Raw genomic sequence first — 22,813 nt, 5'->3', positions numbered from 1 at the left:
TGTTGCACCAGAAGACCAACAGACCACTACAAAGCTATTATTGTTTCCGCCTGGCAACACCGCATGCATAACAGACAAGCCACCACACAGGAGTACACCACGATGAACAGCGTCCGCCGTTTTCAGGGCCAAACCCCAGACTTGGGCCAACGGGTTTTTGTTGACCGCAGCGCCGTCGTTATTGGCGACGTGCAACTGGGCGACGACAGCTCGGTCTGGCCACTGGCGGTGATTCGTGGCGATATGCACCATATTCGCATCGGCGCCCGCACCAGTGTGCAGGATGGCTCAGTGCTCCACATCACCCACGCCAGCGATTACAACCCCGGCGGCTACCCGCTGATCATTGGTGACGACGTCACCATCGGCCACCAGGCCATGCTGCACGGCTGTACCATCGGCAATCGCGTGCTGGTCGGTATGAAAGCCATGATCATGGACGGCGCCATTGTCGAAGACGACGTGATTGTCGGCGCTGGCGCGACCGTCACTCCGGGCAAGGTCCTCAAAAGCGGCTGGGTTTATATGGGAACACCGGCCAAACCGGTACGGGAAATCACCGCCAAGGAACGCAGCTTCTTTACCTACGGTGCCGGTAACTACGTCAAACTGAAAGACAAACACCTGACTGAAGGGTACGACCAGCCTTGAACCTCGCGGCGGGTGCCTGCTGCCCGCCGTAACAATCTTTCATCGTCCAACCGCAGTCATCAGGGTATAACAGACCAATCTGACCAGCGTTATACGGGCACATGCCCGTCCGTTCCGGAGACCATTTATGACCGATATCTGTATCTTCCCCATCCCGGACTGCGTGACCTTCCCTGGCACCGTCTTCCCCTTACATGTGTTCGAACCCCGTTATCGCAAGATGATCCAGCACTGTCTTGATACCCAGACACCGGTTGCTATCTGCCATACCCAAAAGCTGCTCAGCCCGGCCAAGCCCAATCAGGATCCGCACACTGCGCTGCATTCCAACCAGGCGACTTACAAGCCTTACCCGATATTTTCGGCAGGTCAGCCAGAGTTGCTCAAGGCCCTCGACGATGGCCGTTTGCTGCTTAATATTCATATTCGCCAACGCTACCGGGCTATCGCGGAAAAACAGACGCTGCCTTATATGGTCTACGACTGCGAACCCTTCCTGGACCGCGAGGCCGACCCGGACGATCACGACTACCACGAGGAACTCAAGCAGCGGATTCTCAAACGGCTGGATATCCTGGCTTTCCGCCAACCGGAATTCCAGGCGGTGTACCAGGCCCACGACTGGCAAACCAAACCGGTCAACGAGTTCAGTTTCCAACTGTTTGGACTGATTGCTTTTGATGCGGACACCCAGCAACAACTGCTGGCAATGGATACCATTACCGACCGGCTCGAGCGCGCATTGGAACTGCTGCTAGGCATTGACTGATTTGGCGATTGGCAGCGTCGCCCAATCGCTCTTTGATTGGGCCGCCAGGGAATTATTTTCTGCTCCCACCCCTCTATCCACACAGACGGTTTACACCGCCCGTTCACATCACCTGAGTCATTGCCTTGTCCATAAAGCGGTTATTTGGCTGGGCAGTGTCCTGAGGACATCTATTTAATCCGGTGCTCACTCTGGGCTACCGGATGATTTCGAATCACTCACCACGCGCACCACACTCATCCCACTTACCCCACAAAGGCGCCAACCTGAACCGTAACACCCTGTGACACCCCCAGGCTGCAGGCCGATATTCTGCTCCCGGGGCTTGTCCGTCGTTTGGTTGCGCATAAACAGTCGCAAAAAAACCTCTTTATTTGTAAGCAATCGCGCCGAGCAGCGACCACACTTATAAATAACAACCGATTAACGCCGCTTGATTACCCAAAACCGGAGCCTTTATGCACGCGACACTCCCCTTGCTGGAAGTGACTGACTTCCCTGCCCTGCAACGCCAACCGCTGGAAATATTGCAGGTCAATCTGGGCTATCGCTGCAATCTCAGCTGCCTGCACTGTCACGTTAACGCCGGGCCAAACCGCACCGAAATGATGGACCGAGAGACCATCGACCTGATCGTACCGATACTAAAAGCCCGTCAGATTCACACCCTCGACCTGACTGGTGGCGCACCGGAATTACACGATGATTTCCGTTATCTGGTCAGCCAGGCCACTGCCGCTGGCGTCAAGGTCATCGACCGCTGCAACCTCACCGTATTATGCGAACCCGGGCAAGAACAACTGGCTCAATTTCTCGCCGAACACCGCGTCGAGATTGTCGCCTCCATGCCCTGCTACTCGGTGAAAAATGTCGACCAGCAACGGGGGAATGGCGTCTTCGATAAAAGCATCACCGGACTACGGCTGTTGAACGAACTGGGCTACGGCAAAGCCAACAGTGGCCTGACCCTGAACCTGGTATTTAACCCTCAGGGCCCAGTATTGCCGCCCAATCAACAAGCCCTCGAAGCCGACTATCGCCGCGAGCTGAAACAACACTTTGATATCGAATTCAACCAACTGTTTGTGCTCGCCAATATGCCCATCAAACGCTTTGGTTCCACGCTGATTTCCAAGGGTCAGTTTGCCGACTATATGCAGCTGCTGAAAAGCCACCATCAGGACGACAACCTCGCTGGCGTGATGTGCCGCACGACCGTCAGCGTCGACTGGCAGGGCAATCTGTTCGACTGCGACTTTAACCAACAACTTGAAATGCCGTTAGCCGACCATGCCACCCGACACCTGCGTGATTTGTTGACCCACGACCTGAACAACCAGCCGGTCGCCGTGGCCGACCATTGTTACGGTTGTACCGCAGGCCAAGGCAGCAGCTGTGGCGGCGCACTTTAGCCCAACCTGGAGAACCCGATGAAGAAGCTTTCCCTGATACTGTTGGCGCTGGCACTGGTTGGCAGCTTTTTTTACTTCGACCTGAACCAGCTACTGACACTCGACGGCCTGAAAAACGGCTTGAGCGATTTTGAACAGCAGCGTCAGGCGGAGCCTCTGCTCAGCGGCGGTTTGTTCCTGCTGGCCTATATCGTGATGGCAGCCCTGTCGCTACCCGGCGCGGCGATCATGACCCTTGCCGCAGGAGCCCTGTTCGGATTAGGCTGGGGGACGCTGATTGCATCGTTCGCCAGCTCCATCGGTGCCACGCTGGCATTCCTCGCCTCACGCTATCTATTGCAAGACACCGTACAAAAACGTTTTGGCGAGCGCCTGCAAGCCATTAACGATGGTATCCGCCAAGACGGCGCTTTTTATCTGTTTACCTTGCGTCTGGTACCGGTCTTTCCCTTCTTTCTGATCAACCTGTTGATGGGACTAACCCCTGTCCGGGCCGCCACATTTTACGGCGTCAGTCAGCTTGGCATGCTGGCCGGCACGGCGGTATACGTTAACGCAGGCACCCAGTTATCGCAGCTGCAAAGCCTGTCTGGCATCTTGTCACCATCGCTGCTTTTATCCTTTGCCCTGCTGGGCTTGTTCCCGTTGCTAGCCAAAAAACTGCTGGCCGTCATCAAAGCCAGACGTGTCTACGATGGCTACAAAAAACCCCGTCATTTTGACCGTAACCTGATAGTGATTGGAGCCGGTGCCGGTGGTTTGGTATCGGCGTATATCGCCGCCGCCGTCAAAGCCAAAGTGACCCTGATTGAAGCCAACAAGATGGGGGGGGACTGCCTCAACTATGGCTGTGTCCCCAGCAAGGCCCTGATCAAAAGCGCCAAGGTCGCGCATCAGATTCGCCATGCCGAACACTATGGCCTGACAGCAGAGACACCAGCAACCGACGTCCCCCGCTTCTCGTTCCGTACCATCATGGCACGAGTGCATCAGGTGATTCAGGCCATCGAACCCCACGACAGCGTCGAACGTTACACCAAACTCGGTGTTGAGGTCATGCAGGGTTACGCCAAACTGATTGACCCCTGGACCGTTGAAATTCGTCGCCCGTCGTCCACCGGTGGGGAAGACGAGGTTCAGCATCTGACCAGCCGTTCAGTCATTATTGCCACTGGCGCTCGCCCGACGATCCCGGATATTCCTGGCCTGAATGAAGTTGGTTACGTCACCAGCGATACATTATGGGACACCTTTGCCCAGCTGGACCAGGCCCCAAAACGCTTGGTGGTACTGGGAGGCGGCCCGATCGGCTGCGAGCTGGCCCAAAGCTTTGCCCGTCTCGGCTCTCAGGTTACGCAAATTGAACGTGGCCCACGCATTCTGGCACGGGAAGACGAAGACGTGTCCACCCTGGCTGCCGATTCATTACAACAAGATGGCGTCACGCTGCTGACCCATCATCGCGTCGTGCGTTGCGAACAGGTCGAGACTGAAACAGGCGTTAGCAAGCGTATTGTTCTGGTCGCCCATGACCCGGCCAAGCCGTCTCAGGACACGACAGAAATCACCCTGGAATTTGACCAGCTACTGTGTGCCATCGGCCGCAGTGCCCGACTGAACGGCTATGGCCTCGAAAATCTTAATATCGAAACCAACCGCACCCTGGTCACCAACGAATATCTGGAAACGCTCTACCCCAATATCTTTGCCGCCGGGGATGTGGCTGGGCCGTATCAGTTTACCCACGTTGCCGCCCACCAGGCCTGGTACGCTGCGGTGAATGCACTGTTTGGCTCATTCAAGAAATTCCGCGTCGATTATCGCGTCATCCCGGCCACGACCTTTCTTGACCCTGAAATTGCCCGGGTTGGCCTCAACGAGCAAGAAGCCAAAGCCCAAGGCATCGATTACGAAATCAGCCAATACAACCTCGACGACCTCGATCGGGCCATCACCGACGGTGCCGCCCATGGCTTTGTCAAAGTACTGACCGTGCCGGGTAAAGATCGCATTCTCGGCGTCACCATTGTCGGTGAGCATGGCGGCGATCTACTGGCCGAATTTGTACTGGCCATGAAACACAACCTGGGACTCAACAAGGTGCTTGGCACCATCCACGCTTACCCAACCTGGGCCGAAGCCAATAAATACGTCGCTGGCGAATGGAAGCGGGCACATGCACCAGAGCGCGTACTGGCCTGGCTGGAACGCTACCATAACTGGAGACGCGGCAATGCCTGATACTCACGAGATTCACCGTCAAGTTCATCCTCCAATGGCAGAACCAGGAGTGCGAGGCGCTCGTCAACGCCGGCCCAAACGGGTTATGGCCAGCGGCCTGGCCCTACTGTTCTCGCTGCTGGGTTCACTGCCTGTCCAGGCTGACACCGCGACACCTGACCAGCCTGACCAGCCTGACCAGCCTGACGCCAGCGATCAGGTTATCGACGCCGGGCAAACGGTTAATGCCGGACAAGCCGTACATACCGAACAAGCAATGGACAACAGTGAAGCTGGACCAGCCTTCGACCATACCCAATGGAATCAGCTGCTCAGCCGTTATGTACACACCACTGCCGATGGCCAATCCACCCAGGTGGATTATCAAGGCATCAATGCCGAACGACCGTTACTGACGCAGTATCTGGAAGCGCTCGCGACCGTATCAGAAGCCGATTTCCAGCAATGGCACAAAGACGAACAACTGGCCTTCCTGATCAATGCCTATAACGCCTGGACGGTCGAACGCATTCTGACCTCTTGGCCCAACCTGGACTCCATCAAAGACCTGGGTAATTTTTTCAGCTCACCCTGGAGCAAGAAAATCATCCCTTTATTGGGCCAAACCCGCTCGCTGGATGATATTGAACACACGCTGATTCGACAGCCCGGACGCTACAACAACCCGTTGATTCACTTTGCCGTGAACTGCGCCAGCATAGGCTGTCCGCCCTTACGGGCAGAAGCCTACAGCGGCGCCCAGCTCGACATTCAGCTGAATGAGCAGACGCGCCAGTTCCTCAGCAACCGTCAGCAAAACCGCCTCGATGGCGACGTTCTGGCAGTCTCCTCGATTTTCAAATGGTATCGCGAGGATTTTGAACAGGGCTGGAAAGGCTACCAACGGCTGGAAGATTTCTTCCTTCACTATCATGCCGCCCTGGCATTACCAGACGACGCCATTCAACGCTTGCACGCAGGCCAACAAGACATCGAGTACCTGGACTATGACTGGCGACTTAACCGCACCCTGCCCTGAGCACCGGATACCGGAGCACAGCCCGGTGCTGTCCATCATCGTCCCGATGCTGAACGAAGCCGGCTCCCTGCCCGACTTGCTGGCCCATCTGACTCGCGTTAGAGAACAGATAGGCAGCCACCGCTGCGACGTTTTGCTGGTCGATGGCGGCAGCCGGGACGATTCGGTCGCCATTGCCACCCAAGCCGGATTCCGGGTAGTACCGTCAGCCCGTGGCCGGGCCAGACAAATGAACACCGGCGCTCAGCATACCCAAGGGCACTTGCTGCTGTTCCTGCATGCCGATACCCGGCTACCGGAACAGCCACACCAGGTGATCGAGCCACTGCTTCAACATCATTTATCACCACTTTGGGGACGTTTTGATGTAACGATCAGCGGTGACGCCCTGATGCTGACGGTGATTGCCACCCTGATCAATCTGCGCTCTCGCCTGAGTGGTATTGCCACCGGAGATCAGGCCATGTTCGTCAGCCGTACCTTGTTCGACCACGTTGGCCAGTTTCCCGACCAGCCACTGATGGAAGATATCGAGCTGTCCAAGCGCCTGAAGCGCCAACAACGCCCACACTGCCTGCGCGCCCAGGTACACACCTCAGGCCGCCGCTGGCTGCAACATGGCGTGTGGCGCACCATTTTCCTGATGTGGCGGTTACGCTGGGCTTACTGGCGCGGCGCTCCGGCAGAACAACTGGCAAAGGAATACAACAAAACATGAGCAAACCTAACACCCGTACACGACTGGTAATCATGGCCAAAGCGCCACTGCCGGGTTACGCCAAAACCCGGCTGATTCCGGCCCTGGGAGAACAGGGGTCTGCCCAACTGGCCCAGCACCTGCTGCAACATACTCTCACCGAAGCACTGGCCGCCGGGATTGGCCCGGTTGAACTGTGTGTCAGCCCTTCGGTACACCATCCGATCTGGCCGACTCTGGCACTGCCAGCTCTCGTCACCCTCAGTGAACAAGGCGGTGGCGATCTTGGCCAGCGCCTCAACCGGGTCGTACACCGTGCGACCGCCGCCGGTGAAGCCATACTGTTGATAGGCACCGATTGCCCCGGCCTGAACCGTGACCATTTACAGGCAGCCGCACATGCTCTCGATAGCCATGACACCTGCCTCACGCCCGTTAGCGATGGCGGCTATGCCTTGCTCGGATTACGGCAACCGCTGGACAGCCTGTTTACCAATATGCCCTGGAGTACCGCCGCCGTGGCACAACTCAGCCGTGAACGCATTCTGGCTGACCAGCGCACCCTGGCCGAACAACCCATGCTGCACGATATCGACGAACCCGACGACCTGCGTCATCTGCCCAGCCACTGGCTGGTGACAGAAGCGCTCAACGCCTGCTGATTACCCATCGACCTCACAACCAGCCCCGCTCCGGAGCCACTGATATGCATGACATCGTTCAAGACTACTACGGCAAACAGCTACAAAGCTCCGCCGACCTGAAAACCACCGCCTGCTGCGACCCAACCGCCATGCCGGGCTGGCTCAAACCCCTGCTGGCCGCCATTCACCCGGAAGTATTAACCCGCTACTACGGCTGCGGACTGGTATGCCCAACCCAATTACGCGGCTGCCGGATTCTCGACCTCGGTTGTGGTGCCGGTCGTGATGTTTACGCCCTGGCTCAGCTGGCCGGGCCTGAAGGTGAAGTGATTGGTGTCGATATGACCGACGAACAACTGGCCGTTGCACGCCAACATCAAGACTGGCACGCCGATGCATTTGGTTTTTCCAACGTTCGTTTTATTCAAGGTTTTATCGAAAAACTCGACGAACTCGGTCTGGAACCTGAGTCATTCGACGTCATTGTTTCCAACTGCGTGATCAACCTCTCCCCCGACAAAGCCGCCGTACTGAAAGGCGTCCACCAACTGCTGAAACCCGGTGGTGAATTTTTCTTCTCCGATGTGTATTCCGACCGCCGCGTCCCCGCTGCCGTACGTAACGACCCGGTGTTATATGGCGAATGCCTGGGCGGTGCCTTGTATACCCAGGATTTCCTGCGGCTCTCAAAAGCCAATGGCTTTGCTGACCCGCGTTTAGTCGAGGCTCACCCGCTGGAAATCACCGACGATGCCCTGGCCTTGTCGACCGGCAATTTACGCTTCTCTTCCGCCACCTATCGACTGTTCAAACTCGAAGGGCTGGAAAGTGAATGTGAAGACTATGGCCAGGCTGTTATCTATAACGGCACCCAGACCCTGTCGCCTCACTGTTTTGAACTGGACAGCCATCACCGCATCGAAGCCGGACGCCTGTTCCCGGTGTGCGGCAACACCTGGAAAATGCTGCACGATACCCGCTTTGCAGAACATTTCCGTTTTATCGGTGACTTCAGCCAGCACTTCGGGTTATTTGAAGGCTGTGGCAATGCGCTACCGGAAACCGACACCAATACCCAGGCCTGCTGCTGACAGACGGCCAACACAGACCTCAAGGACACACAGGACAGACCATGACCGACTGGCAGACATATGAACCGATCATCCGTACCAGCGTCTTTTTTGGGGTCTTGTTGTTGATGGCGTTGCTGGAAATATTCCAGCCGCGCCGACCGCTCCACGCCAGCAAACCACAACGCTGGCTCAACAACCTCGGCCTCGTCGTTCTCAACAGCCTGATACTGCGACTGCTGTTTCCTGCCGCTGCCGTCGGCATCGCCCTGCTGGCCGAACAACACCATTGGGGACTACTGCATACCCCACTGCTTGAACAGCTGCCCAACCCCCTGCTGCTGGTTGCGACCATCCTGCTATTGGACTACCTGATTTGGGCGCAACACCGGATTTTTCACGCCGTGCCGTTATTATGGCGATTACACCGCATGCACCACGCCGATCTTGATATCGACGTCACCACCGCCCTGCGTTTTCATCCGCTGGAAATACTGCTGTCGATGCTGATCAAAACCGCCGTTATCACCCTGCTTGGCTTACCGGCACTGGCCGTCCTGCTGTTTGAAATCCTGCTGAACGCCTCTGCCATGTTTAACCACGCCAACATCAGGTTGCCCGACCGCCTCGACCGCCACCTGCGACGGATCATCGTTACCCCCGATATGCACCGCGTGCATCATTCATGGCACCCGGCTGAAACCCACTCCAACTTCGGCTTCTTCCTGAGTGTATGGGATCAGCTGTTTGGCACCTACATCCCTCAACCCAAGGATGGCCACCTCAATATGACCATTGGCCTGAAACAATATCGACAGCCTCAGGATTCAAGGATTGATCAGTTATTAATACAACCATTCAGGGAGTGAGTCAGCCGGTTTTATTGCAATGGATTGGGAAGTTTTCAATGGGAATAGCTATATCAATAAATAGCCTCTGACAATCAGTCCGCTCTACAGCGGTCACCTTTACCTCTCCTGTTCTCATGGCAGGCCAGGCGTTATCATGAAAAAATAGTCTTGGTATGTTCGTTCAAAGCATCAACTTTACCTTTAAAAACGAACTCTAAGGAGGGAGTATGACATTAGATACTACGGTTCTTGAAAAAAAAGAGTTCAGAGCAGCAATCAACAAACTCGAAGAGTTGCTTTCACACTCAAAAGCGGTTCTATTAGGTGCAGGGGCGAGTGTTTGTGCTGGTCTTCCATTAACAAACCAGCTAACAGAAAGCGCACTAAAAAATGACAATCTCTCCGCTGATTCCAAGCAGATATTGATTGCCATACAAAATTCTTTTGCTGACGCAAATCCAGCTTCGCACATAGAAGATTACTTAAGCGAGCTCGTCGATTGGTATGCCATTACTACTCGGCGAGCAAACCGTAATGTAGCTGCTGGCGCCGTATCAATTGGTGGTGCTGAATATAGTAACGCTCAGTTAGAACAAGCGATCAACGAGATAAAGCTAGCGATCTTTAATGTAATTAAATGTCAAGTAGATTCTGCTGTACATGAGCGTTTTGTTCAGACTTTGCATCGACCAATGCGACCGGGGAAAGACAGCCTACCGAGCACCATCGATTATCTAGTGATGAACTACGATACGTTAATTGAAGACTCACTCGCACTATCACAATTGAGATATGCCGATGGTTTAGAAGGCGGTGTATCAGGATGGTGGAACCCTTCGACGTTTGAACAGAACAATCTAGATGCTCGAGTATTTAAGTTGCATGGTTCCATCAATTGGGCTGAACATACTTCTTCATCAACACCACTGCGTATAGCCCCGCATTTGAAGCGCAGTCAAGATCAAACTGCGAAGATTATGATTTGGCCTGCATCGACTAAATACCGTGAAACTCAGCTCGACCCCTACGCAAATTTAATGCACAGAGCAAGAGCTGTTTTAAACCCGCGAGGTGGTAGCCAACGGGTTTTGTTGATCGCCGGTTATAGTTTTGGTGATGCGCATATCAACCTAGAAGTCGAACGCGGTTTAAGGGCTTCAAATGGCAATTTAACCGTGATTGCGTTTACGAGCGACTCTGAGCCTAGTGGCGCACTGAAAACTTGGTATGAAGACAGCTCGATCAACGAACAAGTACTTATTTTTACCGATAAAGGTTTTTATCACGCCGACCATAAGGCAACCTCAGAAAATAGCATTGAATGGTGGAAGTTTGAAAACCTAACCCAGATCCTTGAAGGAGGTATTTGATATGGATAACAAATACATAAAACCCATTGAGAATCTCTCTATCGGTAAAATTATTGAGGTGGATGGTTCGCGTATTATCGCCGAGCTCGACCCTACGATTTCAGACTTGTCCCGTGTATTTGCTGGTGAAAACTATCCGATTGGGCAGTTTGGATCAATCATCAAAGTTCATTTTGGCCGCCGCTCTATTTATGGGTTAGTCAGTCGATTACGTATGAAGGCTGACTACCAGCTAGAAAAGGGCTTGCCTGTCGCGTCCTCAGATGAGCGAATAATTGAAGCTGATTTGTTCGGTGAAGGGGAGTGGCGCAGAAAAGATGAAAATGAGTTTGCTCTTGAGTTTGAACGCGGTGTTGCTACTTATCCACTACCACAACAAACTATTTATCTGACACCCAAATCAGAACTTAGGTTTATTTACGGTGACGCCAAAGGTGCGGTTATTGAACTTGGTGAGCATGTTGGCTCAGGCGGTGCACCTTGTTACGCTGAATTAAATGAATTACTAGGTAAGCACACTGCCATCCTAGGCTCTACCGGTGCCGGTAAATCAGGTACTGTGGCGGCAGTTATTCACAGTATTCTCGAACGTGGCCAGATAGCAAAACATGAGCACTGGCACCCGCAAATTATTATCCTTGACCCTCATAATGAATACGGCAAAGCGTTCCCCGCACACCAACGTTTATCGACCGATGAAGGTTCGCTAAAACTACCATATTGGTTACTCGATTTAGAAGAGTCACTGAGTTTGTTTATCGGCAAGACCGAGTTTGCAGCAACCTCACAATCAAACATTGTTAAAAATGCCCTAATTGAGGTTCGTGAGGCAGCAGCTGAAGAGCTTGGGCTTGATAAGAGCCAACTCACAGTGGATTCACCTATCCCTTATATTCTTGGTGACAGCAATGGGCTTGATCATTTTGGGAAAAAAGATGGTCAGCTTTATACCGAAGGGCTGATCGGAGCCATTAACCAGCAAAGGCCAAATGATGCCAATAAAAAGAATCACGAAGATTTTAACAAAGTCATTCGCAAAATAGATTCATTACTTAAAGATGGTCGCCTCAAGTTTATGATGGAAAGTTGGGATGGCGCCGAAGATCCATTACCAACAATCGTCAATCAATTCTTAACACAGCAAACTACAGTGCAGATTGTTGACTTGTCTGGTGTGCCTAATGAAGTAGCTGGTGTTGCCAGTGCTGCCATCGCGAGAATCGTGTTTCAGCTTAAAGTCTGGCAAACCGAAGCTGAACGGCAAAATAGCCCAGTACTTTTGGTGTGTGAAGAAGCACACCGATACGTGCCGAATCGTGGTGAGGCACAGTATGAAGCAGCGCAGTCTGCAATTCGTCGAATTGCGAAGGAAGGCCGAAAATATGGCGTTGGTCTGTTATTAGTTTCGCAAAGACCGAGTGAAGTTGAGGCAACGGTATTGTCGCAATGTAATTCATGGATTGTACTTCGAATAACCAATGATGCCGACCGCGAGCATGTTCGTAGTGTGTTACCTGATTCGATGTCCGGTTTAACCAAAATGCTTTCCGGTTTAAGACGTCAAGAGGCGATATTTGTCGGTCAAGCAGCAACGTTACCAACTAGAGTGATGATTCGCAGCTTATCTGATCACCAGTTGCCTCGCTCAAATGATGTTAATTTCGATAAAGGTTGGCAGCAACAGGCGATGACGATAGAGCAGATTGGTGCGGTAGTTACGAAGTGGCGATACCAAAGTAAATTATTAAATTGAGTACGAACAATGACGATTTATAACGTCTATTGCGACGAAAGTCGCCATACTTCAGACCCGTCTCAACACTATATTGTTATTGGTGCGCTGCAATGCCCTCGTGACGAAAAACACCGCATTGTTGGGCGCTTGCATGGTCTGATGAGTAAGTACGGCATTAAGACTGAATTTGGTTGGAAAAAATTATCGCCTAACAAGGCTGACTTTTATCGAAGTCTTATTCAGTTGTTTTCTGAAGAAAACTCACTTTCATTTCGATGTATTGTTGTTGATCGCAGGCAGCTCAATCACGAACAGTGGAACGATGGAGATAAAGAGCTTGGCTTTTACAAGTTGTACTACCAATTGCTGGTTCACTGGCTTCAACCGGGTGATACTTATCATATCTACCTAGATTGGCAGCAGAATTCTTGCAGCACGCGCTTTGAGGAGCTACGTCAGATTTTGGTTCATAAATTATCTGGCCGTGCCAAGCTTGCCTGTTTAGAGCCGGTAGAGTCCCATAATCAGCCTTTAATACAACTCGCTGATTTATTGATGGGGGCTGTAGGCTATAGTTGGAACGAAATGCAGAATCGACCTAATGCTAGTGTATTCAAATCAGGGTTTGTCGATGAGCTTGCGAAGTCGTTAGGGAAAGATAGCCTGCGTTACACCACAACCAAAGGCGAGCGAAACTTTAACATCTTCAATTGGCAGGGACGATAGCTGTGTCAGAAAGTTTGTGGCCGCAACTGCGGCTAAAAGCCGATACCGAAGAAGAGCTGATTGAGAAATACCGTCAAGTCTATTTGGAAACTTATGTGCATGATGAAAATGATAATTCTAGAGTGTTTACCGATTGGTGCGGTGTAACCTACAAGTTTGGTGCGAGGGCTTTTGATCATGCCTTTACTGAGTCTACTAATTACCGAACCAGTGCAGGTATTCACGATGGTGGTTTTTCTAAAAAGCGCGCCAGACGAATAATGTGGATTAAAGAAGTGCTAGCTCTATCTGCGGGAACTGTTCAGCGCTACAGTCAATCTCGTCAAACCGATCGCGGTAAAATAGCAAAGCGTAGAACACTGGTCGTTGTTGAAGAAAAGTACGTGGTTGTATTTAATGACCCAAGGAAAGTCGGTGATCCACATTGGTTTGTCACAGCATTTCCAGCAGACCAAGCCTATCTTGACCGGATTAAGAGAAAGAGCTTTTTAGTGGAAACGAAAAAGGGGAGATAAGCCCCAGTCTTATCGGCGACTGAGGCGCAGCCACAAACCAAAACGCTAGGTAAAGGTTCAACCAGTTCCGAAGAACTTGTATTAATTATGGTGCTCATGGACAGAAACATCAAGCTGTATTGCATTAATTCTCGTTGCACAAACATTTTGTTGCTGGCCATCTCTCCCCACCTAATCTATAAACATAATACCCTCGTGACAGATGAGCCTACTGGGGATATCTATTTAATCCTGCACGGCTCTGCGCGAGGGCTGCCGGATGATCTCGACTCGGTGTCGCCGACTTTTGACTTGACCCGTCAGGCCTGCAAGTCGGCTTCGTGATTCGAAACCATCCGGTAGCCCAGAGTGAGCACCGGATTCAATAGATGATGAGATGGACGCTTCCCATATGATCCAGCGTCAAATGCGCTAAGGTTTTGTTACCAGCAAAACGTCAATATGAGGAGCGTCCACATGAATGATATTAGTACCATCGCCATCGACCTTGCAAAGTCTGTTTTTCAGATCTGCATCGTCTCCGGGCACAGGCACAACAAGGTATCGAAGCAGTTACGCCTCAGCCGGGAGAAATTCAGGTAATTCATGCTGGAGCAAACACCCTCCAGAGTCGTCATGGAGGCCTGTTATTCCTCGCATTACTGGGCCAGGTTATTTCAGCAACAAGGCCATCAGGTACGGTTGATTCCGGCCCAGCATGTCACGCCATTTGTGCGGGGCAACAAGAACGATCAGAACGATGCTCTGGCCATTTATGAAGCATCCATGAGACCCAATATCCGGTTTGTACCGATCAAGTCATTGGGTCAACAGGATGTGCAGAGCCTGCATCGAATGCGAGAACGGCTGGTCAAGGATCGCACTGCGCTTTGCAATCAGATGCGCGGTTTGTTGACGGACTATGGTTATATCTTCCCCGTCGGAATCAATGCTGTACTTAAAGGGTTGCGCGAGGTTCTGGAACAAGGTGAGCTGTCTGGCATGATGCAGTCGGAGTTGAATTGGACATTGACTGAATATGACCTGTTATCGCGTCGGATTGATCACATTAACGAAGAATTAAAGCGTTATGGCGAACAGGATCAGCAATGCCAGAACCTGATCTCTATCCCTGGAATCGGGGCTCATATCGCGACGGCCATCAAGAGTACGGTGGGCAATGCGGAGGTCTTTCATAACAGCCGGGATTTTGCGGCGTGGACGGGGTTAACGCCGAGACAAAAGGCCAGTGGTCATAAATCGGTTATGTCAGGGATTACCAAGCGTGGTGATGCCTACTTGAGAAAATTACTGGTGCAGGCTGCACGTCACACACTGCGCTGGGCCAAGCGAAACGAAGACACAAATCTGGCGCGCTGGATGGTAGACATCGTCCAGCGTCGCGGATTGCACAAGGGCGTTGTCGCCATTGCGCATAAACTGGCGCGGATTATTTGGAGCGTTTTGAGACGTCAAACGGTCTTTAATCCAGCTTGAAAGCAAGAACCCATCGAGTAGTAGTTGTTTGATGATGTAACGGGGCAATCCGTCCCTGTTAGAGCCTGAGCGGGACACGATCGGCGTGGCCAGATCGAATAGATGTAGATGTTAAAGGTGCCAGGGTTCGGATTTCATCAGGGCTGCGGGAGCTGATCCCGAACAGAAGCCGAATATATGTCAGAACTGCCACTGTCATCGCAACGAACAAGTGATGGTTAACGGGAAATAAATCAAGGGCACATGGCAGGTGTCAGGGCCAAGTCATCCTTGATATTGGGGAAGCGTCTATATATGTCCCCTGCTAGCTAATCTATTTTCCTTCTTACTACTTGTGATCATTATCGACGGCTACAGCTAAGATATATCAATGAAACACGTCTTCTTGATGGTATTTCAAAAACTGAATATCCGGCTGAAATTTCCCTGGTAACTCAAGCGGCTTACCGTCATATGCCAGCAATGTTGCTTGGGTAAAAGCATCTGGTTTTTGTTTTAATCGACTCGAAATGATCACCGTCAGATCATCCGCAATGGTTAATAACCCTTGATCAAATGCCCGATCGTGTAACACAGACAAGCACAACCCATTATGCGGATTTAACCGCTGCTTAGGATCTTCACGCCACGGCACAATATGGCTAGCAATCAAAAACTTGGGGTGCGATAAACCACTGATACAACAGCGGTTTTGGTAAGCGCTCAATACTGCTTGGCGAAACAGCGACTGCCCGACTCTGGCCGTTGTAGTGATCATACGGTCGTGACCGGTGTAGCTCACCGGCTCACCTTGTATTTCGCAGGCTTCCTCGATTTCTAGATTCAGGGCGTTGACTATTTCTTGGCTCTGATCCAACTGTTCGATTGCTTGGCGTGAGCTGCGTGCAAATTGCTCCCAATCGGTGTGCATCTCTTGCCACATAGCTCTGTCAGCTTTCGATACGTTCGTCATACCTGTGCGGCCTGAATTTCTAATAACGGGATCGAGGCTAGCAAGATTCAATAGCTTAATCGCAAGTGCACTGGGAGTTCGCCCAATCAGCTGGGCGTAGCAAATAATGTCTGGATTACGCCGATGAATTTTTCCAAAAGGTATCCGGCAGTAAAGAAAAAGGGCGACCAGTAGTTGTTCGCGAGTCCAGTAATTAGCAGCCACAGTAAAATCCTTTCAATATCGATCTAAACATCCAGGCTAACACTGCAACTCACTGGAGCAAACACGTGATGATAAAAGCTACCCCACAACCTCGATAAAGACGTCCGCTGGCTCGCGGGTAATCACGTAGCCCAGGCTTTTAAGGGAGGTAAAGCCGCTGCTTAATACCGGTGTTTCACTGCCGCTATCGGCATAGGTCCAAACGTTTTCGGGGGACTCTTGCATGATTTCGAGCACTCGGGCGTACTCCAGTCCGCTACGTCCCATCAGGCAGCCATCCAGTCCGGCCTGTTCGTTATGGGGGTTACGTATGGGGCGATATTCTTCAAAAAATTCCTGGGTGGTGATGGTGCGCATGCTGATCTCCGCTGGTTTGCTGCGATGTGCCTGAATCTGGTGTGGATGTACCAGGGTGGAGTGTACTTGGCTGTCATCCATTTGGGTGCAGGTATTTGCTGGAGTGTCCTGGTTTGGTCATAAAATCGGGAGTAGTGGTGGTTTTTGTCGTTATTCTGTCTCTCGGGGCTATTGTTTAACCGCTCTGTGCCTGTTCAATACCGGTTCATACTCCGAACCTATCCCCTATCCCCTATCCCCCGGTATCGTTGTTCAACCACCCAACACCGCTGTTTAACCGCTGCTGTTTAATCGTTGTTCTGTCCCGGTTTTCTGACGGCGGTCTGGCCCGCTTCTACCCGATAAGGCAACCACAATTTGCCGCTGCGGTCACTTTGCCTCACTATGCGCTCCCTTTTCTCCCCGTGTACTGATCATGTCTGATGTTCCTCCTGTGCTCGAAAATGCGGTTACTCGTCTGCGTCAGCGCGAGTTGGCGCAGTCCCGGCGGGCATTTATTGCCCGTGGCGGGCGGATGGTTCGTTGTCCGCATTGTTTGCTGTCGGTGCCCTTGTGTTTGTGTTCAGAACGGCCAGCGCCGTCGGATGAAGCGGCCGTTTGTCTGATTTTTTATAAGGGTGAGGTCTACAAACCCAGTAACAGCGGCCGTCTGGTGGCGGATGTATTAAGCGATAATCACGCTTTTCTGTGGAATCGCACCGAGCCGGATCCGGCCTTGCTGGCGTTGCTGACCAATCCGGCTTATGCCCCTGTACTGGTGTTTCCGTTCCAGTACGCCGACAGTCACCGTCGCCTCGATACTCCCGCGGCGTTGCAGCAATACCGTACACAGACCGCGGAGTCCCGGCGCAAACCGCTGCTGGTATTGCTGGATGGCAGCTGGCGGGAAGCGCGCAAGATGTTCCGTAGCCCCTGTCTGGCTAATCTACCGGTGTTGGGTATTCAGCCACAGGCTCCGGGCAACTATCAGTTACGGGAAGCGGCGCACGATTATCAATTGGGTACTGCTGAGGTGACGATCGAGATCCTGCAGCAGTTGCAGGCACCGGTTGCCAGCGCTCGTCTGGCGGTATATTTCAACCTGTTCCGTGAACGTTATCTGGCCGGCAAGCCCAGTCACTGAGCGGTAATGTGGCCAGCCGCGGATTTAATCAGCGGTCAGAAGGCTGTTTTCTGGCGCTCAGAATAATTCAGCAACGACTGACAGACGTCGGCTTTGCGGTGGAAATCCATGGCCTGCGGCCGGATCGACAAGACAGCTTCCGCTGCAATGGGTACAATTCGGGCGTTTTTTGACTTATTCACCCAAGAAAAGACTGATTCCCATGGGCAGAGCGTATCAAAACCGGAAAGAATCCATGGCCAAAACGGCCGCGGCAAAAACCAAGGTCTACTCCAAGTATGGCCGTGAAATTTATGTAGCCGCCAAGGCGGGCGGTACCGACCCATCGGCAAACCTGTCGTTGCGTTCCCTGATCGATCGGGCCAAGAAAGACCAGGTACCGACCCACGTGATCGAGAAGGCCATCGACAAAGCCAACGGTGGCACGGGCGAAGATTTCCAGCCCGCGTTGTACGAAGGCATTGCTCCGGGTGGGGCCATGGTGTTGATCAGCGCCCTGACCGATAACCCCAACCGTACTTTCGGTGAAATCCGCGGTGTGTTCTCCAAATGCAAGGCCAAACTGGGCAGCCAGGGCTCGGTCTCACACATGTTCGATCATCGCGCCATGTTTGTATTTGCCGATGACAGCGAAGATGACGCGCTGGAGATGCTGATGGAAGCGGATATCGATGTCTCGGATATCGACTGCGAAGACGGCATGGTAACGGTGCTGGTGCCACCTACTGAGTTTTTCAAAACCAAAACCGCTCTGACCAGCTGGCGCCCGGATATTGATTTCGAAATGGAAGAAATCACCTATCTGCCGCAGATGCCGCACCCGATTGCCGCCGACGATGTCGAGCACTTTGAGCGTTTTGCCAATCTGATGAACGATCTGGAAGATGTGCAGGAAATCTACCATAACGGTGAATTTGAAAGCTGATTCCCAGCGATTGCAGGTCTTGAACAGCCGCCAGCTCTGGCGGTTGTTCCGCTGTTGGCCGCACCACACCGGCTACCGTTTTCTTGCCCGGTTCTGATCCACTTCTCGCTTGTATTGATTCTTTAATGGATCAGTAACACCCACTCCAACACCCGCTCCCTAGCCTCTCTGCAACTCTTTATGGCGTCAGCATTCTGCCATTTGAGTGTCATCCAACTGTCATACCCGAGTCAAAGCACTGTCATTAAACAGTCATACGCTAACGCACCATATATGACCTTAAAAAACATTGGCTTACAAAGGATATCGCAATGACTCTTGAGATGATGAAGAAGACGGCACTGGCTGTAGCAATGGCATCACTGCTGGCTGCGTGTGGCTCTGATGGCGATGACGGCACCAATGGTGTTGACGGTACTAATGGCGTTGACGGCACCAATGGTGTTGATGGCACCGATGGCGTTGACGGCACCGATGGTGTTGATGGCACCGATGGCGTTGACGGCACCGATGGTGTTGACGGTACCGATGGTGTTGATGGCTTCAGTGGTCAGCTGGTTCAGGTCGGCCGTTATGAGTCGGGTATTTATGACGATGGCGGTGCTGAAATCGTTGCCTTCGACAGCACCACCAACAAACTGTTTGTGATCAACTCAGGGAATGCCGCGGTTGACGTGCTCGACCTGAATGATCCATCCGCCCCAACGCTGCTGGGCACTATTTCTGCCGAAGACGCCGGTGTAGCCGGCTTCGAAGTCGGTGGTGTTAACAGCGTTGCCGTCAGTAATGGCATTCTGGCCCTCGCCGTCGAAGCAGATACCAAACAGGACAACGGTCGTGCTTACTTCTACAACAGCGACTCGCTGACGTTCCTTGCTTCTGTTGAAGTGGGTGCCTTGCCAGATATGATCACCTTCTCACCCGACGGTAACACCGTACTGGTCGCCAACGAAGGCGAGCCCAACGATGATTACACCGTTGACCCAGAGGGTTCAGTCTCCATCATCCGCCTCGTCAACGGCGTACCAACCGTCAGCACCGCGGGCTTCTCTGCGTTCAATACTGATGGCGCCACCCCGATTGATGACGACGTCCGTATCTTTGGCCCTGGTGCCACCGTCGCCCAGGATCTGGAGCCAGAATATATTGCAGTGTCTGCCGACAACAGCACGGCCTTTGTATCGCTGCAAGAAAACAACGCCATGGCAATCGTCGACATCGCCACCGCTACGGTAACAGACGTAGTAGCGCTGGGCTTCAAGGACCACAGTGTTCAAGGCAACGGCCTGGATGCCAACAAGGAAGACGAGGTTGCCAATATCGAACAGCAACCACTGCTTGGTATGTACATGCCGGACTCCATCGCTTCTTACTCGTTTAACGGCAACACCTATATCGTTACCGCCAACGAAGGTGATGCTCGGGACTACGATGGCTTTGCTGAAGAATCCGATCTGGAAGACCTGAACCTGGATACCACAGCCTTCACTTCCGACCAGATTGCCGTACTGCAAGACGGCGACGCTGGCCTGGGTGGCCTGACCGTATCTGGTGTTGATGGCGATACCGACAACGACGGCGATATCGATGAAATCTACGTCTACGGCGCGCGCTCGTTCTCTATCTGGAATGCAGAAGGCGACCTGGTGTTTGATTCTGGCGATCAGTTCGAGCAAACCGTTGCCGATACCACGCCTTATTACTTCAACGCCTCCAACGACAACAACAAGATCGACAACCGTTCCGACAACAAAGGGCCAGAGCCAGAAGGCCTGACTCTGGGTGAAGTGAACGGCGAAACCTACGCGTTTATTGGTCTCGAACGTCAGGGTGGCATCATGGTGTTTAACGTCAGCAACCCGTTCGCACCACAGTTTGTAACCTACGAACTGAACCGTGACTTCTCTGTTGATATCGACGAAATCGACGATGGCAACCTGGCCGCTGGCGCAGCTGGCGATCTGGCTCCAGAAGGTCTGGCCTTTGTCTCTGCCGACAACAGCCCAAGCGGTAACGCCCTGGTTATTGTGGGTAACGAAGTGTCCGGTACTACTACCGTGTACGAATTCAAGTAAGTCGCACCACGCTCGAAAAAAACCGGCTGAATAGCCGGTTTTTTTATGCCTGTCTCCCATAACCGTCTGTAGTCCCCCCTGGCTATCTGCTGGGCAAACCGACAAGTTGTTAGAGCCTCGATTCATGGATACTATTTCTTTGCCATACAGAGATCGTCTGTCGATCGTATGCCGTATTACACCAGTTAGGAATTTTGTCTTTTAATGGAGTAACAACGCCATGATTGATCGGCAAGAGGTTTATCAGAAGCCTGATCAGATCATCGATATTGCAAACTGGAATATCCATCAGGACTACGAAGTCTTTCCCGTTGGGGCGCGCGAGAAATCATTGCGCGTGTGCCCGATGAAAGCTCCATTTGATTTCTGTCTTCCTGGTCATCGCTACCTGTTTAAAGAATCCATCAAAAGTGCCAGAAATCCGGAACAATCACGTTATCCAGATCAGTACTGGGCCGAAGTGATCGCTTTTCGTATCGGGCGCCTGATGAAACTCAGGCTTCCCCCTGTGTTTGTAGCGATCGATTCAACCCGTAACGAGCCAGGAACGCTAAATGAGTGGTTTCTGGGTTATCCCAACTCCCCTGAAGAACGCTTCTTTGCCGGCGGGGAATATATGCAGCGCCTTATTCCTGGCTATGACCGGGAAAAGGGCCGACAGCACAACCTGACGACTATAATCAAACTGAGCAAGGTATTGGAGCGCAAGAAATACCTCGCATCCGACTGGCAATATTATTGGGGATTGTGCCTGTGTTTTGATGCCTTGATCGGCAATACCGATCGTCATCAAGAGAATTGGGGATTGATTTGGTCAGAAACAGATCCCCCTGTACGGTTTGCTCCTTATTTTGATAACGGCACCAGTCTCGGGCACGAGTTGCAGCGGGACAAAATGCAGAACATGATGCGCGACCATCATCAGCTAGACTGTTACATTCGCAGAGGCCGACACCAAATGCGTTGGCACTCCGAGGATACCCAGCGCCTATCATTAACCGAAGGTGTTGTCCGCTATTGTGAGTATTTCCCCAGAATCAAACCAATACTGATAGAGCGCCTGACAGGGCTGTGCGAAGATGAAATCAGACAGCCGTTGCATGATATGACTCTTTTTGATATGCCACATCCATTGACTCAGCAACGGGCTGATTTTATTACCTTGCTGACCCTGACAAGGAGAGATGGCCTGCTACAGGCACTGGAGAACTGACATGAACCGTTTCATCGAACACTTGGTTGAGCCACAACGATTACTGCTGTACTGGCAGGCGCGCGCGAGCCAACAACGCTCGCGATTTCGTGTGGGCCAAATAGTAAAACAAGGTGAAAAGGTAGTGTTGCAGTACAGTGCTGAACACGACATGACACAAGCCAAACAAATGGGGTTTCAGGGTCATCCTGCTTTTCCGCTACAACAAGAAAGGCATGAACATCAGGTAATGGAGGCATTTACCCGGCGTCTGCCACCACGTAGTCGGCGTGATTTTACTCGCTACATGGCCCTTCGAGCCATTCCGGAAGGTGCACAACTAAGTGATTTTGCTTTACTCGGTTATAGCGGTGCCAAATTGCCAGATGATGGTTTTGAGCTGGTTCATCCTTTTGACGAACCTCCGGAAGTATTTGAAATACTGATTGAAATTGCCGGTTTTCGGCACGAGACAGAAGTTAAAGCAGAAACATTAAAAGCGGGTGATTCAATCCGCTTTGTGATCGAGCCAGATAATTCAGTGGACAACGATGCAATACTCATTGAGCACGCAGGCCACAAACTTGGCTATGTCCCCAGAGGGCATCTTGATATGTTCCATCGCATGCTTTCTCAAGGAGCAAACATATCCGGAGAAGTTTTTCGTATCAACGGCAGCCTGGAGCGACCTCTGATTTATGTACTCACCCAAATTGCACAAAGCCCTCTGCAAAAACCTGCATTGATGTGCGCAAGCACTTCTGGTGGTCAGCATGAGATGGCCAATACAAAGACATAAAAAAACGTCTG

Annotated in this window: 22 protein-coding genes; 20 read left to right on the top strand and 2 right to left on the bottom strand. The window is 52.1% G+C overall.

What is annotated here, in order from left to right:
- The first annotated feature begins 63 nt into the window (after window positions 1-63).
- From Q4551_RS01190 to Q4551_RS01120, 15 genes are all read left to right on the top strand, one after another.
- Window positions 64-651 carry a gamma carbonic anhydrase family protein gene (locus Q4551_RS01190; protein WP_303431295.1) on the top strand — a complete coding sequence of 196 codons (588 nt, stop codon included), beginning with the start codon at window positions 64-66 and terminating at the stop codon, window positions 649-651.
- Window positions 652-778: 127 nt separating this feature from the next.
- Window positions 779-1,420, top strand: coding sequence for an LON peptidase substrate-binding domain-containing protein (locus Q4551_RS01185; protein WP_303431294.1), 642 nt, complete (start codon window positions 779-781; stop codon window positions 1,418-1,420).
- 458 nt (window positions 1,421-1,878) lie between these two features.
- On the top strand, window positions 1,879-2,832 hold the full coding sequence (gene arsS, locus Q4551_RS01180; protein ID WP_303431293.1) for an arsenosugar biosynthesis radical SAM (seleno)protein ArsS: 954 nt from the start codon (window positions 1,879-1,881) through the stop codon (window positions 2,830-2,832).
- A gap of 18 nt (window positions 2,833-2,850) precedes the next feature.
- A complete protein-coding gene (locus tag Q4551_RS01175; protein WP_303431291.1) occupies window positions 2,851-5,073 on the top strand; it encodes an FAD-dependent oxidoreductase in 2,223 nt (740 codons plus the stop codon).
- Entirely contained in the window at window positions 5,066-6,091 is a 1,026-nt protein-coding gene (locus Q4551_RS01170; RefSeq protein WP_303431290.1) for a DUF547 domain-containing protein, read from the top strand. Before Q4551_RS01175 ends, Q4551_RS01170 begins: the two co-directional genes overlap by 8 nt.
- Window positions 6,060-6,809, top strand: coding sequence for a TIGR04283 family arsenosugar biosynthesis glycosyltransferase (locus Q4551_RS01165; RefSeq protein ID WP_303431289.1), 750 nt, complete (start codon window positions 6,060-6,062; stop codon window positions 6,807-6,809). Before Q4551_RS01170 ends, Q4551_RS01165 begins: the two co-directional genes overlap by 32 nt.
- Window positions 6,806-7,450, top strand: a complete 645-nt coding sequence (locus Q4551_RS01160; protein WP_303431287.1) for a TIGR04282 family arsenosugar biosynthesis glycosyltransferase — start codon at window positions 6,806-6,808, stop codon at window positions 7,448-7,450. Before Q4551_RS01165 ends, Q4551_RS01160 begins: the two co-directional genes overlap by 4 nt.
- A 44-nt stretch (window positions 7,451-7,494) precedes the next feature.
- Entirely contained in the window at window positions 7,495-8,523 is a 1,029-nt protein-coding gene (locus Q4551_RS01155; protein WP_303431286.1) for a methyltransferase domain-containing protein, read from the top strand.
- 41 nt (window positions 8,524-8,564) lie between these two features.
- The gene (locus tag Q4551_RS01150) at window positions 8,565-9,371 is read left to right on the top strand and encodes a sterol desaturase family protein (protein ID WP_303431284.1); all 807 of its coding nucleotides are present in this window, start codon (window positions 8,565-8,567) and stop codon (window positions 9,369-9,371) included.
- A gap of 209 nt (window positions 9,372-9,580) precedes the next feature.
- Window positions 9,581-10,723, top strand: a complete 1,143-nt coding sequence (locus tag Q4551_RS01145; RefSeq protein WP_303431283.1) for an SIR2 family protein — start codon at window positions 9,581-9,583, stop codon at window positions 10,721-10,723.
- 1 nt (window position 10,724) lies between these two features.
- On the top strand, window positions 10,725-12,476 hold the full coding sequence (locus tag Q4551_RS01140; protein WP_303431282.1) for an ATP-binding protein: 1,752 nt from the start codon (window positions 10,725-10,727) through the stop codon (window positions 12,474-12,476).
- Window positions 12,477-12,485: 9 nt separating this feature from the next.
- A complete protein-coding gene (locus tag Q4551_RS01135; RefSeq protein ID WP_303431281.1) occupies window positions 12,486-13,184 on the top strand; it encodes a DUF3800 domain-containing protein in 699 nt (232 codons plus the stop codon).
- A 2-nt stretch (window positions 13,185-13,186) separates the two neighbouring features.
- Window positions 13,187-13,699: a hypothetical protein gene (locus Q4551_RS01130; protein WP_303431280.1), complete on the top strand. Its 513-nt coding sequence runs from the start codon at window positions 13,187-13,189 to the stop codon at window positions 13,697-13,699.
- 456 nt (window positions 13,700-14,155) lie between these two features.
- Entirely contained in the window at window positions 14,156-14,281 is a 126-nt protein-coding gene (locus Q4551_RS01125; RefSeq protein WP_303431279.1) for a hypothetical protein, read from the top strand.
- A 3-nt stretch (window positions 14,282-14,284) separates the two neighbouring features.
- The gene (locus tag Q4551_RS01120) at window positions 14,285-15,175 is read left to right on the top strand and encodes an IS110 family transposase (RefSeq protein ID WP_303431278.1); all 891 of its coding nucleotides are present in this window, start codon (window positions 14,285-14,287) and stop codon (window positions 15,173-15,175) included.
- 367 nt (window positions 15,176-15,542) lie between these two features.
- Here the strand turns inward: Q4551_RS01120 and Q4551_RS01115 are convergent, their stop codons facing one another.
- Entirely contained in the window at window positions 15,543-16,331 is a 789-nt protein-coding gene (locus tag Q4551_RS01115; protein WP_303431277.1) for an HNH endonuclease, read from the bottom strand.
- 78 nt (window positions 16,332-16,409) lie between these two features.
- Window positions 16,410-16,688, bottom strand: a complete 279-nt coding sequence (locus tag Q4551_RS01110) for a hypothetical protein (RefSeq protein ID WP_303431276.1) — start codon at window positions 16,686-16,688, stop codon at window positions 16,410-16,412.
- A 415-nt stretch (window positions 16,689-17,103) separates the two neighbouring features.
- Between Q4551_RS01110 and Q4551_RS01105 the strand changes: the two genes are divergently transcribed.
- The 5 genes from Q4551_RS01105 to Q4551_RS01085 all read left to right on the top strand — a co-directional run bounded on the left by Q4551_RS01105 (window position 17,104) and on the right by Q4551_RS01085 (window position 22,802).
- A complete protein-coding gene (locus Q4551_RS01105; RefSeq protein ID WP_303431275.1) occupies window positions 17,104-17,811 on the top strand; it encodes a tRNA-uridine aminocarboxypropyltransferase in 708 nt (235 codons plus the stop codon).
- A gap of 202 nt (window positions 17,812-18,013) precedes the next feature.
- The gene (locus tag Q4551_RS01100) at window positions 18,014-18,736 is read left to right on the top strand and encodes a YebC/PmpR family DNA-binding transcriptional regulator (RefSeq protein WP_303431273.1); all 723 of its coding nucleotides are present in this window, start codon (window positions 18,014-18,016) and stop codon (window positions 18,734-18,736) included.
- A gap of 311 nt (window positions 18,737-19,047) precedes the next feature.
- Window positions 19,048-20,811: a choice-of-anchor I family protein gene (locus tag Q4551_RS01095; RefSeq protein ID WP_303431272.1), complete on the top strand. Its 1,764-nt coding sequence runs from the start codon at window positions 19,048-19,050 to the stop codon at window positions 20,809-20,811.
- Window positions 20,812-21,031: 220 nt separating this feature from the next.
- Entirely contained in the window at window positions 21,032-22,024 is a 993-nt protein-coding gene (locus tag Q4551_RS01090) for a hypothetical protein (protein ID WP_303431271.1), read from the top strand.
- A gap of 1 nt (window position 22,025) precedes the next feature.
- Window positions 22,026-22,802: an HIRAN domain-containing protein gene (locus tag Q4551_RS01085; protein ID WP_303431270.1), complete on the top strand. Its 777-nt coding sequence runs from the start codon at window positions 22,026-22,028 to the stop codon at window positions 22,800-22,802.
- The last annotated feature ends 11 nt before the right edge of the window (window positions 22,803-22,813 follow it).

The sequence above is a fragment of the Oceanobacter sp. 5_MG-2023 genome, from assembly GCF_030548165.1.
Taxonomy (GTDB): Bacteria; Pseudomonadota; Gammaproteobacteria; order Pseudomonadales; family Oceanobacteraceae; genus Oceanobacter.
Note: the sequence above shows the minus strand (reverse complement) of the source record. Positions and strands in the feature narration are given on the sequence as shown.

Coding starts and splice junctions, on each gene's coding strand:
- Q4551_RS01125 (WP_303431279.1), top strand. CDS start 14,156: ATGAATGATATTAGTACCATCGCCATCGACCTTGCAAAGTCTGTTTTT.
- Q4551_RS01120 (WP_303431278.1), top strand. CDS start 14,285: ATGCTGGAGCAAACACCCTCCAGAGTCGTCATGGAGGCCTGTTATTCC.
- Q4551_RS01095 (WP_303431272.1), top strand. CDS start 19,048: ATGACTCTTGAGATGATGAAGAAGACGGCACTGGCTGTAGCAATGGCA.
- Q4551_RS01085 (WP_303431270.1), top strand. CDS start 22,026: ATGAACCGTTTCATCGAACACTTGGTTGAGCCACAACGATTACTGCTG.
- arsS (WP_303431293.1), top strand. CDS start 1,879: ATGCACGCGACACTCCCCTTGCTGGAAGTGACTGACTTCCCTGCCCTG.
- Q4551_RS01090 (WP_303431271.1), top strand. CDS start 21,032: ATGATTGATCGGCAAGAGGTTTATCAGAAGCCTGATCAGATCATCGAT.
- Q4551_RS01150 (WP_303431284.1), top strand. CDS start 8,565: ATGACCGACTGGCAGACATATGAACCGATCATCCGTACCAGCGTCTTT.
- Q4551_RS01110 (WP_303431276.1), bottom strand. CDS start 16,688: ATGCGCACCATCACCACCCAGGAATTTTTTGAAGAATATCGCCCCATA.
- Q4551_RS01155 (WP_303431286.1), top strand. CDS start 7,495: ATGCATGACATCGTTCAAGACTACTACGGCAAACAGCTACAAAGCTCC.
- Q4551_RS01145 (WP_303431283.1), top strand. CDS start 9,581: ATGACATTAGATACTACGGTTCTTGAAAAAAAAGAGTTCAGAGCAGCA.
- Q4551_RS01135 (WP_303431281.1), top strand. CDS start 12,486: ATGACGATTTATAACGTCTATTGCGACGAAAGTCGCCATACTTCAGAC.
- Q4551_RS01185 (WP_303431294.1), top strand. CDS start 779: ATGACCGATATCTGTATCTTCCCCATCCCGGACTGCGTGACCTTCCCT.
- Q4551_RS01100 (WP_303431273.1), top strand. CDS start 18,014: ATGGGCAGAGCGTATCAAAACCGGAAAGAATCCATGGCCAAAACGGCC.
- Q4551_RS01175 (WP_303431291.1), top strand. CDS start 2,851: ATGAAGAAGCTTTCCCTGATACTGTTGGCGCTGGCACTGGTTGGCAGC.
- Q4551_RS01160 (WP_303431287.1), top strand. CDS start 6,806: ATGAGCAAACCTAACACCCGTACACGACTGGTAATCATGGCCAAAGCG.
- Q4551_RS01190 (WP_303431295.1), top strand. CDS start 64: ATGCATAACAGACAAGCCACCACACAGGAGTACACCACGATGAACAGC.
- Q4551_RS01170 (WP_303431290.1), top strand. CDS start 5,066: ATGCCTGATACTCACGAGATTCACCGTCAAGTTCATCCTCCAATGGCA.
- Q4551_RS01140 (WP_303431282.1), top strand. CDS start 10,725: ATGGATAACAAATACATAAAACCCATTGAGAATCTCTCTATCGGTAAA.
- Q4551_RS01165 (WP_303431289.1), top strand. CDS start 6,060: ATGACTGGCGACTTAACCGCACCCTGCCCTGAGCACCGGATACCGGAG.
- Q4551_RS01105 (WP_303431275.1), top strand. CDS start 17,104: ATGTCTGATGTTCCTCCTGTGCTCGAAAATGCGGTTACTCGTCTGCGT.